Raw genomic sequence first — 13,792 nt, 5'->3', positions numbered from 1 at the left:
TGCATAAAATGTATTTATGCATTGCGGTGACAAGCCGGCAGACTTTACGGCCTGCCGGTGTGTCACCGCATAAGAATTATTCGTTATCAGAATTGTTTACGTTCTCAATCCATTTCGCAAAATCGTCTACTTTGGGATTTTCGTAGCCGAGTTTGTATTTCTTGTTTATTCCGCATACGTCCATTTGCAGTTTCTGCGGATTAACATCCTTGATGTCTGATGTAAGATTATAGCCGCATTTGTTGAACACGGGCACCCATTCTTCAGGCACACCAATAGCCTGCCATTCTGCAACGGTGCTCTTCGGAGCCTTTTTCTCCGGGCGCATCTGCGGGAAGAACAGCACTTCCTGGATAGACATTTCGCCTGTCATGAGCATAACCAGACGGTCGATACCGATGCCGATACCGCTTGTAGGCGGCATTCCGTACTGCAGCGCGCGCAGGAAGTCCTGGTCGATGATCATTGCTTCGTCGTCACCCTTGTCGGCTAGTTTCATCTGTTCGATGAATCTTTCCTCCTGGTCAATCGGGTCGTTAAGCTCAGAATATGCGTTGGCAAGCTCCTTGCCGTTTACCATAAGCTCAAAGCGCTCTGTCAGTCCGGGCTTGCTGCGGTGCATCTTTGTCAGAGGAGACATCTCTACAGGGTAGTCGATGATGAATGTTGGCTGTATGAATGTACCCTCACAGAATTCGCCGAATATCTCGTCTATCAGCTTGCCTTTGCCCATGGTGTCGTCTATTTCCATGTTGAGCTTCTTGCATACTTCGCGTATCTGGTCCTCGTCCATTCCGTTGAGGTCGTATCCTGTCTTCTCTTTGATGGCGTCAAGGATAGGCAGACGGCGGTATGGAGCCTTAAAGCTTATCACGTTGCCGTTGACCACGCTTTCGGGCTTTCCGTTTACGGCTATACATATTTTCTCAAGCAGCTGCTCTGTGAACGACATCATCCAGTTGTAGTCCTTATACTGTACGTACAGCTCCATGCAGGTGAACTCGGGGTTGTGAGTGCGGTCCATACCTTCGTTGCGGAAGTTTTTGCCTATTTCGTAAACACCTTCGAATCCTCCTACAATGAGTCGTTTCAGATACAACTCTGTTGCGATACGCATATACATCTCAACGTTCAGCGCGTTGAAGTGGGTTATGAACGGGCGTGCAGATGCTCCGCCTGGGATAGACTGCAGTATTGGGGTTTCAACTTCAGTGTATCCTGCCTCGTCGAGAGAGTTTCTCAGAGTTCTCAACACGGTGGCACGTTTCAGGAATGTCTCCTTCACGCCGTCGTTGACAACGAGGTCTACATAGCGCTGGCGGTAGCGCAGCTCCGGGTCTTCAAACTTATCGTATGCCACACCATCTTTATATTTAACGATAGGCAGCGGCTTTAAGCTTTTCGACAGCAGTGTCAGGCTCTGTGCGTGTACGCTTATCTCGCCTGTCTGTGTTCTGAATACGAAGCCTTTAACGCCGATGAAGTCGCCGATGTCGAGCAGTCTTTTGAAGACCTTATTATACATGTCTTTGTCTTCGCCGGGGCAGATGTCGTCGCGTGTGATATAAACCTGTATTCTTCCCTTTGAGTCTTGAATCTCGGCGAAAGATGCTTTACCCATTACGCGGCGGCTCATCATGCGGCCTGCTATGCACACCTCTCTCTGCGGCTCTTCGTCTTTGAATTCCGCTTTAATGTCTGTTGAGAAAGCATTTGTTGGATACTCGGCGGCAGGATACGGGTCGATTCCCATATCGCGCAGCTCCTGAAGACTTTGGCGTCTGCCAATTTCCTGTTCACTTAGTTCTAAAACGTTCATACTTAGAATTGTTCTTTTTTGATGAATGCAAAGTCTTCTCGCTTACGGTGACTGATAGGTCTGTCAGCGGAGCAGACTTTTCATACGGTAAACAACCTGGACCTAATGCAGACAAAAGACTTTTGTCTGAAAAGATGTTGTTTGGCTTGTGCAAAAATACAAAGAATTTTGGAATATAGGGACGTTATTTTGAAGAATATCTCAAAAATATCTTAAATAGGTGATGTTGTCCTTCGGCGTAGTGTTGCGTGTGGTTCGCATTTTCCGCTTTTTGCTTTCTTTTTGATTTTTCATGACGCTCTCATACTGCATAATTCTGTATTCTAAATCTTTTTTGCGTAAATATCGCAGTATGAAGTGTGCATGCGTAAAGTGCAGTATGCCAACGGTATACTGCCAATGTTATGCAAAGTGTGCAGTTTGGCGATGTCTTATATAATGCAAAAGGCCACCTTTTGCACTCTAAAAGGTAGCCTTTTACGCCTTAATATGTAGTATTTTATATGACGATTTATATTGTTTTATCCCCCAAAAAGCTATGTTTTAGCATGGCTGATGCCTGATTTTAGACTGAAAATGGTCGTTTTCCGCGCTCAAATGGCACGTGTGCTGCCGTTCCGTTTGCTATTTTGTCTGCCTGAGAGTGCATACAGTCAACTTACGTTTTGTGCGGAATGCAGCCGGTATTCTTACATTCTGCATTCTTATGTTGCCTCCGTATACGGCCCGTCGCATATGTTGCCGGCTTGGCATCAGGCATGAGTTTCTGTCGGTTGGACGTGTTATTTTATCACTGTTGCACGTATGATTTTTATGTCTTCAACGGGGCGGTCGTTCTTGTCGGTCTCAACCTGTTGTATGCTGTCAACGGTTTCAAGCCCTTCAATTACTTCTCCGAATACCGTATACTGTCCGTCGAGGTGAGGGGTACCGCCTAAGCGCTTGTAGGCTTCTCTTATTTCGGGTGTCAGTTTCACTGTTCCGCCTGTGTTCTTGTCCAGTTTCAGCTGCACGTCGTCGAGCATGCTGTCGTTGAAACGGCGGCCGTAGACGATGTAAAACTGAGATGCCGACGACTCTCTTTCGGGGTTTACATTGTCGCTTTCGCGTGCTGCTGCCACGGCTCCGCGCTTGTGGAATAGGGCAGGATACATTATTTCGGCCTTCACCTTGTAGCTTTCGGGCGAGTCGCCAAGTAGCTGTCCCGGTGCGGCATGTCGGCTCGCGCTGTCGCCTGTCTGTATCATGAATCTGTCTATCACGCGATGAAACAGCAAGCCGTCATAGAAGCCTTCCTTCACCAGCTTGATAAAGTTGTCGCGATGGCGCGGTGTCTCGTTGTATAGTGCTATGCGTATGTTTCCTTTTGTCGTCTCAAGCATCACCTCATGGCGAAGCGTGTCTGCCGTCTGTGCCTGTCCTGCAACAGACAGCAGCAGGGCCAAGGCCGTTATTATAAGTGTCTTCATTTTTATCCTTTGTTTGCTGTCGTTGTTTTTATGGTCGTCTGTCGTGGCATAGTCATTCTGCAGTCTCCTCTGCATATATCCTGTCGAATATTTCTTTCAGCCGCGCAGGCTGTATTATCAGGTCTCTTATCTGCTTCAGGCTTTTCTCGTTCTCCGATCCGGGTATCCAGAGCTTGATATATCCGTGGGCTGAATACTTGTTTTCAAGATGTTCGCAGAAGCGTTTCCATTGTTCCTCTTTGTTCTTTTCTGGATAGTGGTCTATGCCATATTCTATTGTCCTTCTGAACACGGTTTCTGGCTCTAGGTCGCGGTCAGCCTCGGCCACTATCTTTCCGTAGATGCTTCGTGGCGCGTGCGAGGCTGATGCCCTGTGGTCTTCAACTGCCTCTTTCATTATTTTTATCTGCTCTGTCGAGAACCATTTGCGCAGGCGCATGTCGGCAGCCAGAATCTTTCCGCTCGTTACGTGGTGTATGGCGCGCGGCCCTTCCAGTCCAAGGTCGTGGTATGCTGCCGTGGCATAAGCCATGTTGACGTCGGCACCAATTTTCTGCGCCAGCTTGATTGAGCGGTTTATCACGCGTGTAACATGAGTAAGATTGTGAGCTTTGTCAAATTCGGCATAGCGAGGCAGTATATCTGTTTCGATAAAAGCCATAAGGTCCAGACTTACATTCTTGTCAATCATAGCTTTAAGAATCATTAATTTCTTGCAAATATACGATATAATGTTTACTTTTGCAAGTGATTCGCCCGTGGATGTTACCTGAAGCATTAATTTATAGGTGTAGTGGCTTGATAAGGGTTTTAGCCGGCAGCATGCCGTTGCTTGTCATCCCTCCTGTGCGCCATGAGGTACGCCGGCATGCCTTTCTCTTGGAGAAGGCAATGCGTAAGGCCTAGCTTGTTTACGTCCGGCGCATTGCGGTCTGTCCTATGGGCATAATATAAAAGATTAAATCATGAACGAAAAACAAATAGATACAAATTCGGCAAAAGCGTGGATGCTGGCCTCGCGTCCGAAGACGCTTACTGGTGCAGCCGTGCCTGTTATGATAGGTTTGGCATTTGCGGCAAGAGACCTCGGACTCGATGATTTCGGCTGGATGCCGGCATTGTTGTGCGTGTTGTTTGCATTCATTATGCAGATTGACGCCAACTTCATTAATGACTATTTCGACTTTGTCCGTGGCAACGATGACGAGACGCGTCTCGGGCCGCGCCGTGCGTGCGCACAAGGCTGGATAACACCCAAAGCCATGCGCCGTGCAATAATATTAACAACGGTGATAGCCTGCTGTATAGGCCTGCCGCTGGTGATATATGGCGGCTTGGAGATGATACTTGTCGGGGCGTTCTGCGTGGTGTTTTGTTTCCTTTACACCACATTGCTGTCATATCTTGGTCTTGGCGATGTGCTCGTGTTAGTGTTTTTCGGCATTATTCCTGTGTGTGTTACCTATTATCTCCAGACCGACAGGTTTACGTTTGAGGTTTTTATAGCCTCGTTGGCCTGCGGCTTTGTCATCGACACTTTGTTGCTTGTCAACAACTATCGCGACATCGACAACGATGCAAGGGCAGGCAAGAAGACGCTCATTGTTAGGGTAGGTGCCGAAGCCGGGCGCACAGCCTATCTCTGTTCTGGCATAATGGCATTGGTCTTTGGCGTTGCGTTTTTGCTCGAAGGACACATCTGTGCATTCTTGCTTCCTTTCCTTTATCTCATACCTCATTATGCTGCTTACCGCAAGATGGTGCGTATAAATAAAGGTAAGGCTCTCAACATGGTGCTTGGCGACACAGCACGCAATATGTTTATCTATGGTCTGCTCCTTTCTGTGGGCGTATTGTTGAATTGGTAATAATGTCATTTTATGAGAAAAATATTGTTCTTGTTCCTTTTTGCGGCGTTTTCGGCCTGTGCCGTTGCTCAGGAAACGCGCGACCCTGAAAACGATCATGTGCGTCTAACTCTTACAGACGGAAGTACGGTGGAAGGATATGTTCAGACTTATTGGGTGGACGGCAAGCTGTTTAAGCGCATGAACACATCGTTCACGCTGTCTCCTGAGCCCGACGGCAATAATGCAGTTTCATATAGCGCCGACAATGTGAGAAGTATAGATTTTGTGAAAAAGACGTCGGCCAGCGGCAAGTATGACCATCTTGAGTCGCATCTTGTGGCTAATCCGTCTCTGCTTAAACCCAAGAAAACCATACGGCAGTTTGTATATAAAGAAGGTGAAAACGAAGTCGGCAAGATGTATTGGTGGAATGGGGTAGACTCGCAGAACATGCAGCTTGGCAAGATGAACATATCTACAATCTACGGCATAAGCCTTGCCGGCGACAGCGTTGTGGTTCCGTTCATGACGGGCAACGTCATAAGTCTTAATGCCATGCGCATACGTTACAAGAAGACAAATCCTGAACTTGTTGACTATGTGGACAAGCGTGTGCTTAAGGGCGGCAAACGCTTGTGGGAGACAATAGCCGCTGAACCAATGCTGTTTTTAGAGATTTGCAAAGATTTCTTTAATAAAAAGAAGAGCCTTTAAGGCCGTTGTCTGGTTGATGCTGACCGGATGGCGTGGTCATGGATGCCGTTCGTTTTAATTAAAGAAATATTAATATATGCCCTTCAATTTATTATTTCTGATTTTGTGTTGTCGGGATATTTAATTACTTTTGCACGATTTTATCAGCCCGCAGGGGTAAGATAAATATAGTTTTTTATCAGATTTAATTTTATAAAGGATAATATGAGAAGTAGAACATCAACATGGTTTGAGTGCAAAATACGTTACGAAAAGACGATGGAAGACGGAAGTCAGAAGAAAGTAACGGAGCTGTATGTTGTCGATGCGCTCAGTTTTACAGAGGCAGAGGCAAGCATAATTGAAGAAATGTCATCTTATATCAGTGGCGAGTTTGAGGTTAAGGATATTAAGAAAGCCGCTTATGGTGAAATTTTCTTCAGCGATTCTCCTTCTGCCGACCGCTGGTACAAGACCAAACTGCAGTTTATCACCATTGACGACAAGACTGAAAAAGAGAAAAAGTCTAACGTAAATTATCTCGTTCACGGCAGCACATTGCCAGGAGCTGTAAAGAGCATCGACGAGGTTATGGGCGGAACAATGATCGACTATGTTATCGCCAGCATTGCTGAAACTCAGATTATGGACGTGTTTGAGCACAATCAGATGCTGAAGAAGCCTGAAGTTGACGACAAACCTGAGTATGAACAGGACGGACAGAAAGCGGAGGAGGCGCTTCAATAATGAATGTTGACGTTGCGGCTAATCTGAAAAAAATAACAGACACTCTGCCTCAGGGCGTGCGCCTTGTGGCTGTGAGCAAGTTTCATCCCGATGAATATGTCGAGGCTGCATATAATGCCGGGCAGCGCGTTTTCGGTGAAAGTCATGAGCAGGAACTGTCAAAAAAGCAGCAGACCTTGCCTGATGACATCGAGTGGCACTTTATAGGACATCTTCAGACCAATAAGGTGAAATACATAGCACCTTATATTTCGATGATTGAAGCTGTCGATTCTCTGAAACTTCTGAAGGAGATAAACAAGCATGCCGCAAAGCATGACCGCGTAATCAAGGTGCTGCTTGAGCTGCATATTGCCGAAGAGGCAACCAAATACGGGCTCACCCTTGATGCCTGCCGCGAGCTACTTGAGGCAGGTGAGTGGCGCGAGCTTCACAATGTGCAGATCTGCGGCTTGATGATGATGGCCTCTAATGTTGATGATGAGGATCAGATTAGGCGTGAGTTTAACACGGCGGCCGACTTCTTTGATGAGGTTAAGGCCCGTTATTTTGCCGATGATGATGCTTTCTGCGAGCGTTCATGGGGAATGAGCGACGATTATCAGATTGCCGTTCAGTGCCGCAGCACGATGGTTCGTGTAGGAACAGCCATCTTCGGTCCGCGTGTATATTGAATGAAAATAATATACCTTTTGGGGACGGACATGTCTGAGAACTCTCGGGCAGTTCGTCCTTCTTTATTTTACTGAAGTAATTTAGATTAAAGACACAGATATTATGAAGGTTTTATTGGTAAACGGAAGTCCTAAGGCTAACGGATGCACACATGCCGCTTTAGAGGTTGTTGCAGGAGAGTTGGCCAAGTGTGGCATTGATACAGAAATATTCTGGTGCGGCAATAAGCCCATAATGGGCTGTATAGGCTGTGGAAAGTGTAGCCAGACAAAGCGCTGCTGGTATGACACAGACACTGTGAACAGATTTCTTGAAAAGGTTGACGAGGCAGACGGATTTATCTTTGGCACTCCTATTCACTTTGCCGGTCCGTCGGGTTTCATAAAGCCGTTTATGGACAGGGCATTCTGCAGCAAGGCATCGCTTTATACCAACAAGCCGGCAGCAACGGTTGTAAGTTGCAGACGTGGCGGCGCCTCTGCCGGATTTGACGACCTTAACAAGTATTACGGTATATGCAACATGCCTACAGTGCCTTCTGTTTATTGGAATCAGGTGCACGGCAATAAGCCGGAAGACGTGTTTATGGATGAAGAGGGCATGCAGACCATGCGTCGTCTTGGGCAGAACATGGCCTGGCTGCTTAAATGTATAGAGGCAGGAAAGAAGGCAGGGGTAAGTCTGCCGGAAGTTGAACCTACTATACGCACCAACTTTATAAGATAACTGCTGTTGTCTTTTTCAGCAGATATTTCCGTTGCTGTTGGTATAGTTATGGTAAAATATCTTACGAAAAAACTCATCACACATAACATCCGTCAGTAAGTTGCTTAAACTCAGATTGTTGTCGTGTGATGAGTTTATGATTCAAGTCATCACGCCATAATGTATTCGTAGCCAGATTGTTGCATGTCTTTGTGATGAGTGATGACTTTTTATGCTAAAAAACATTTGCTCACGTTCTTTAGTGTGAGAGCATAGGTTTCGTTTTGCGATTAATGCCAAATGGAGCTCTCAAAGGGCATCTTTTGTATTGCAATATGCGGCTTGTTGTATTGTGCTTGGATATGCCCGCTTTGATGTAACTTTTACCGTCTTTCGTTCTTTTCGAAGAAATATTGTCCCTTATTCTTTGTCCTGCCGCCGTATTCTATGGCATGTTTGGGACAATGATGATAGCAGGCGAAGCATGACAGACACGAACCGTTATGCTTCCATTTAGGCATGGAACCCTTACTCCAGATTATGTCGTTTACAGGACATGCTTCGGCACATTTGCCGCATCTGATGCATAAGTCTTCCGTTACATGGAATGGCTTGTCTGTTATAAGGTGATTTACGAAGAAACTGCCGATGAGGCGGCTGTTTATTTTTGGCCATCGCCCTATGACAAGGTCTTTTACGCCAGTCTGGCGCTTCATGATCATATCGGTAAAACGTTCAAGGTCTTCTGTCGCCTTTTCTTTTTTCTGTTTTTCTTTGTCGCGTGTGTCAACATCCATGAAGGGCAGACCGACATACGATTCGGGCATGATAAGCGAGAAGGCGCTGTCTAGATGAACACCAATTCTTTTGAGGTCTCTTTCGAAAATGTCAACAGCCTCGCCGACGTTGTCGCCAGTTGTACAAAGGACATAGCAATAGTGGCCTTCAGCATTTATTATTGAAAGCCTTCTGATGAAATTTCTTACAATGAGCGGCGGCCGCCATCCATGCACAGGAAAGCAGAAGCCAAGGCGTTCGCCTTCCTCGAGTTTGTAGCTTACATCGGTTCCGGCGATGTCTGTTATGTCAATGAGCTTTTCGCCTGTCTTTTCACTGAGAGTGGTGGCTGCCCATCTTGTGTTTCCTGTTCCAGAGAAATATATAATCATATCGCAAAGATAATGTAAAGCCGGCGCAAAACAAAACGAAAGCCGCAGTTTTTTCTTTTTGTTATGTTTTGTAATGGTCTTGGGTGTTGTTTTAAATAAAATAGTCATGACACGTTTGTTTCCTGTCTGTGCTTTTAACGTAAATATTATAACTAAAAACCTTATGCCATGGTGGTGGCTTTAGAGATAAATTTGTATATTTGCATAACTGCAAACGGCTATTCAGTATAGTCTTGTTGGCCTTAATAAATGAAAACAAACGGACAAATACAGCTTTATCCTGTCTTGCGTGTGGCTTTGTTCCTTATTGCAGGCATAGTGTCGGGCGAGCTTCTTTATGGGGCTGTGTCTTGTGATGCGTGGTTTGCGGCGACGGCTGTGTCTTTAATGTTTGCTTTATTAGCGTATAGGCGTTGTGTGTTGCAGACTGTTCTTATCTTTTTTACTTGCTATTTCCTCGGAGCCATGCTTGTTGGAAGGGAATTGGATGAAGTCAATATGTCCGTGCCCGGGGAAGATACGGCATATTCGGCTGTGGTGGTCAGTCAGCCTGTCGTTACGGGAAAAGTTGTAAGATGCGACTTGATAACTGTAAATACGCATCGTCCTATGAAGATAAAGGCAAGCATATACAGAGACTGGCGTGCGGACAGACTGCGTATAGGCAATGGTATAGAGGCAGTCTCGTTACTTGAAAAGCCAACAAATTATGCAGGTGCTGATTTTGACTATGCGCGGTATTTGCTTTATCACGGATATGTTGCCACCACATTTATATATATAGACGAATGGAAAGGGGCTGCGGTTGACCTCAGTCGGCTGTCTGTTGTTCAGCGCGCACGCATATCCGCATTAGTTTTCCGTGACAAACTGCTGCAGCGTTTTAGTGACATGGGCTTCAACGGGCAGGCGTATGCCGTGCTGGCGGCAATGGCGTTAGGCGATAAATCCTCGCTTTCGGATGAGTTGAAAGAGGAGTATTCTGTGTCGGGAGCGTCGCATGTACTGGCTTTGTCGGGTCTGCATCTCGGCATAATCTACGCAATATTGTCGCTGTTGTTTTCGCGCCGCCGGTGGCAGATTGTTTCGCAGGTGCTGATTCTGCTTGCAATATGGTCTTATGTCTTTATCGTGGGTATGTCAGCTTCCGTGGTTCGTTCAGCCGTAATGCTTACGGTCTATTCGTTTGTAAGCTTGCTTAACCGCAACAGACTGTCGCTCAACACGCTGTCAGTGGCTGCTGTTGTCATATTGGCCGGCAGTCCGCTATATCTTTATGATGTAGGCTTTCAGATGTCGTTTGCCGCCGTATTGTTTATCATCATATTCTATCGTCCGCTTCTGGAAGTTATGCCCGGGAGCATCCGCAATATTCCTATAATAAAACAGATATGGCAGATGACGGCTGTATCAGTGGCTGCACAGATAGGAGTGGCCCCGCTGATAGCGTTTTATTTTGGACGTTTCTCATGCTATTTCCTCCTTACCAATATGATTGTAGTGCCTGCTGCCACCGTTATCCTTTATGGGGCTGTACTGACGGCTGCTGTGAGTTTCCTGCCTTGGCTTCAGATGTTGTTGGCCGGACTGCTGCTTAAAGTGGTGATATTGCTTAATGCCTGCGTATCCTTTGTAGCGGCTTTGCCCGGGGCAAGTATTGACGGCATTAGCATAGGACTGCTGCAGCTGCTTCTTATTTACATTCTGATATTTGCTTTGTCCGTGTTGGGGCATTATTGCAGAAAGATGATAAGATAAGTATCTGTGCCATTGTGCCGGCGAGTTTAGTCATAAAAACTTACGGAAGGAGAGCTGTAAAGGCTTATGGAAATGTCCGTCAAGATGATTTATTTGTTTTCTTTCGCTCGTCAATATATCTTTAGTTTATGAAAAATATGTAATTTTGCACACGGATTATTCATATAGTGCGTAATACATGCAGAGATATTTTGTTTATTTTAAATATGACGGCACGGCTTATCACGGATGGCAGGTACAGCCCAATGCCGTTTCTGTTCAGGAAAAGTTGCAGGATGCCTTGTCAACTCTTCTGCGTGAAGAAATACAAGTGGTAGGAGCCGGCCGTACTGACACCGGTGTTCATGCCAGAATGATGGTGGCTCACTTTGACACGGATAAAGATGTTGACGGCCCACAGCTAGTATATAAGCTGAACAGACTTTTGCCGAGAGATATTTCTGCAGATAAGGTTATTCCTGTCAGTCAGGATATGCATGCTCGTTTCAGCGCCAGGTCGAGAACCTATCATTATTATGTTCATCAGCATAAAGATCCGTTTTTGCGCCATTACTCATGCGAACTTTTTTATGACCTTGATTTCGAAAAAATGAATGAGGCGGCCGCAATGCTGCTGGAGTATGACGACTTTGCCGCATTCTGCAAGAGCAACACCGACGTGAAGACCACTTTGTGTGATGTAACAGAGGCCAGATGGGTGAAGGACGGCGAGTATAGTTGGCATTTTGTCATTACGGCCAACAGATTTCTGCGTAACATGGTAAGGGCTGTTGTAGGGACTTTGGTTGATGTTGGCCGAGGGCGGATAAGCGTGCAGGATTTCAGAGCTGTTATAGAAGGTCGCCGGCGGTCGGGTGCCGGTGAGAGTATGCCAGGCAATGCTTTGTTTCTGGAAAATATCGAATATTAAGCCATAGCGGCTATAATGTAAATAGGTAAATATAATTTTTAAGGTAAATGTGGTTATTATTAGCTTTTATGTCGGCAGCCCTGTTGGGCTTTTACGACTCGTTTAAGAAAAAGGCATTAGACGGCAATGCCGTAATACCGGTGTTGTTTCTCAACACGCTGTTCTCATCGCTTATTTTCCTTCCGTTCATAATCCTTTCGTATAATACGAATGTTCTTGACGGAAGCATATTTCATGTAGGAGGCGGAGGATGGGAAGTTCATAAATATATTGTCCTGAAAAGTCTCATTGTCTTGTCCTCGTGGATTTTCGGATATTTCGGAATGAAGCATCTGCCCCTGACCATAGTAGGGCCGATTAATGCCACTCGTCCGGTAATGGTGCTGGTCGGTGCGTTGCTGGTGTTTGGCGAGCGTCTTAATGTATATCAGTGGATAGGTGTGGCTCTTGCGGTGGCGTCATTTCTTATGCTCAGCAGGAGCGGAAAGAAAGAAGGCATTGACTTTAAGCACGACCGCTGGATATATTTCATCGTGCTTGCTGCCGTACTCGGTGCTGTAAGCGGACTTTATGACAAGTATCTTATGGCTCCGGTAAACCAAGGCGGAGTTGGGCTTGACACGATGATGGTGCAGAGCTGGTATAACATATATCAGTGTGTCATGATGGGCATCATGCTGGTTGTGTTATGGCTGCCAAAGTCAGGACAGACCACGCGGTTCAGATGGGACTGGTGCATAATCTTTATAAGTATTTTTCTTAGTGCGGCCGATTTTGTTTATTTCTATGCTTTGAGCATTCCCGGAGCAATGATAAGCATTGTCTCAATGGTAAGACGTGGAAGCGTTATTGTGTCGTTCCTGTTTGGAGCAGTGCTCTTGCATGAGAAAAACTTAAAGAGTAAAGCTGTTGACCTGTTGCTGGTATTGCTCGGAATGCTGTTCCTGTATATAGGTTCTAATTGACACCATTAATTAGCGATATGTGTAAAATACGGCTTTTTATTTTGTGTTTTGATATAAAAAGTTTATTTTTGCATTCAATTAATAAGATGGAAATTGTTTTATGAAGCAAAATATTTTTAAAGGTTTAGGCATAGCTTTGGTTACTCCTTTCGCCTCAGACGGTTCGGTTGATTATGATGTCCTGAAAAACTTGTTGGACTATCAGCTGAAGAACGGCGCCGATTTCTTTTGTATTCTTGCCACAACAGGAGAAACTCCTACGTTGACAAAAGATGAAAAGCAAAAGATTAAAGAGCTTGTTGTTGAAAAGGTGGGTGACAAGGTTCCAATCTTGATTGGATGCGGAGGAAACAATACGGCTGATGTTGTAAACGAGCTTCAGACGGCAGATTTTTCTGGCATTGACGGCATATTAAGTGTTTGTCCTTATTATAACAAACCGTCTCAGGAAGGTTTGTATCAGCACTTTAAGGCTATAGCCGGGGCAACAAATATGCCTGTTGTGCTTTATAATGTACCCGGACGGACGGGCGTTAACCTTAAGGCTGAGACAACAGTGCGCCTTGCACGTGACTGCGAGAACATTGTAGCCATAAAAGAAGCAAGCGGAAGTCTGGAACAGGTGGACGAAATTATTAAGAACAAACCGGACGGCTTTGATGTCATCAGTGGTGACGACGCACTCACGTTCCCGATGATAGCATGTGGCGCAGCCGGTGTCATTTCGGTTATCGGAAACGCTCTGCCTAAAGAGTTCTCACGTATGATACGTCTTGAGATGAAAGGCGAGATAGAGAGTGCAAGAAAGATACATCATAAGTTTACAGATTTGTTTAATCTGTTGTTCGTTGACGGCAATCCGGCAGGAGTGAAGGCCATGCTTCATGAAATGGGCATGATCGAGAATGTTCTCAGGCTTCCTCTTGTGCCAACCCGTCTTACCACGATGCAAAAGATAAGCGACTGTCTGAAGTTCAGACTGTAATCGCATTTTATAAAGAAACGAGTCTTTTTATCTTAAATAGCAGGCGA

The 13,792-nt window shown here is 45.7% G+C and carries 13 protein-coding genes; 9 read left to right on the top strand and 4 right to left on the bottom strand.

The genetic code is table 11. The features are described 5' to 3' along the window. Positions 1-76: 76 nt before the first annotated feature. The 3 genes from lysS to ACU52_RS08385 form a co-directional block, all read right to left on the bottom strand. A complete protein-coding gene (lysS, locus tag ACU52_RS08395; protein ID WP_021854169.1) occupies positions 77-1,819 on the bottom strand; it encodes a lysine--tRNA ligase in 1,743 nt (580 codons plus the stop codon). 782 nt (positions 1,820-2,601) lie between these two features. Then, entirely contained in the window at positions 2,602-3,288 is a 687-nt protein-coding gene (locus ACU52_RS08390) for a peptidylprolyl isomerase (protein ID WP_053398487.1), read from the bottom strand. A gap of 52 nt (positions 3,289-3,340) precedes the next feature. Continuing rightward, entirely contained in the window at positions 3,341-3,979 is a 639-nt protein-coding gene (locus ACU52_RS08385) for an HD domain-containing protein (RefSeq protein ID WP_053398468.1), read from the bottom strand. Between the two features lie 274 nt (positions 3,980-4,253). Here ACU52_RS08385 and menA point away from each other — a divergent pair, with 274 nt between their 5' ends. The 5 genes from menA to ACU52_RS08360 all read left to right on the top strand — a co-directional run bounded on the left by menA (position 4,254) and on the right by ACU52_RS08360 (position 7,979). Continuing rightward, a complete protein-coding gene (gene menA / locus ACU52_RS08380) occupies positions 4,254-5,156 on the top strand; it encodes a 1,4-dihydroxy-2-naphthoate octaprenyltransferase (RefSeq protein WP_053398467.1) in 903 nt (300 codons plus the stop codon). A 12-nt stretch (positions 5,157-5,168) separates the two neighbouring features. After that, positions 5,169-5,852 carry a hypothetical protein gene (locus ACU52_RS08375; RefSeq protein WP_053398466.1) on the top strand — a complete coding sequence of 228 codons (684 nt, stop codon included), beginning with the start codon at positions 5,169-5,171 and terminating at the stop codon, positions 5,850-5,852. 204 nt (positions 5,853-6,056) lie between these two features. Further along, entirely contained in the window at positions 6,057-6,578 is a 522-nt protein-coding gene (locus tag ACU52_RS08370; RefSeq protein ID WP_021854164.1) for a DUF4494 domain-containing protein, read from the top strand. Then, on the top strand, positions 6,578-7,252 hold the full coding sequence (locus ACU52_RS08365; RefSeq protein ID WP_053398465.1) for a YggS family pyridoxal phosphate-dependent enzyme: 675 nt from the start codon (positions 6,578-6,580) through the stop codon (positions 7,250-7,252). Before ACU52_RS08370 ends, ACU52_RS08365 begins: the two co-directional genes overlap by 1 nt. A gap of 103 nt (positions 7,253-7,355) precedes the next feature. Further along, positions 7,356-7,979 (top strand): flavodoxin family protein, encoded by a 624-nt coding sequence (locus ACU52_RS08360; protein ID WP_021854162.1) that lies wholly within the window; start codon positions 7,356-7,358, stop codon positions 7,977-7,979. A gap of 362 nt (positions 7,980-8,341) precedes the next feature. On the opposite strand, the gene ACU52_RS08355 is transcribed toward ACU52_RS08360, so the two are convergent. Continuing rightward, positions 8,342-9,127, bottom strand: coding sequence for an EFR1 family ferrodoxin (locus ACU52_RS08355; RefSeq protein WP_053398464.1), 786 nt, complete (start codon positions 9,125-9,127; stop codon positions 8,342-8,344). 249 nt (positions 9,128-9,376) lie between these two features. Between ACU52_RS08355 and ACU52_RS08350 the strand changes: the two genes are divergently transcribed. From ACU52_RS08350 to dapA, 4 genes are all read left to right on the top strand, one after another. Continuing rightward, the gene (locus ACU52_RS08350) at positions 9,377-10,885 is read left to right on the top strand and encodes a ComEC/Rec2 family competence protein (protein ID WP_053398463.1); all 1,509 of its coding nucleotides are present in this window, start codon (positions 9,377-9,379) and stop codon (positions 10,883-10,885) included. Positions 10,886-11,063: 178 nt separating this feature from the next. Continuing rightward, positions 11,064-11,795 carry a tRNA pseudouridine(38-40) synthase TruA gene (gene truA / locus ACU52_RS08345; RefSeq protein WP_053398462.1) on the top strand — a complete coding sequence of 244 codons (732 nt, stop codon included), beginning with the start codon at positions 11,064-11,066 and terminating at the stop codon, positions 11,793-11,795. A gap of 47 nt (positions 11,796-11,842) precedes the next feature. Then, a complete protein-coding gene (locus ACU52_RS08340) occupies positions 11,843-12,760 on the top strand; it encodes a DMT family transporter (RefSeq protein ID WP_053398461.1) in 918 nt (305 codons plus the stop codon). A 100-nt stretch (positions 12,761-12,860) separates the two neighbouring features. After that, a complete protein-coding gene (gene dapA, locus ACU52_RS08335) occupies positions 12,861-13,745 on the top strand; it encodes a 4-hydroxy-tetrahydrodipicolinate synthase (protein ID WP_021854157.1) in 885 nt (294 codons plus the stop codon). Positions 13,746-13,792 lie beyond the last annotated feature (47 nt).

This window comes from Xylanibacter rarus, assembly GCF_001275135.1.
GTDB classification, from domain to species: domain Bacteria; phylum Bacteroidota; class Bacteroidia; order Bacteroidales; family Bacteroidaceae; genus Prevotella; species Prevotella rara.
This window is presented reverse-complemented; position numbering and strand designations above follow the sequence as displayed.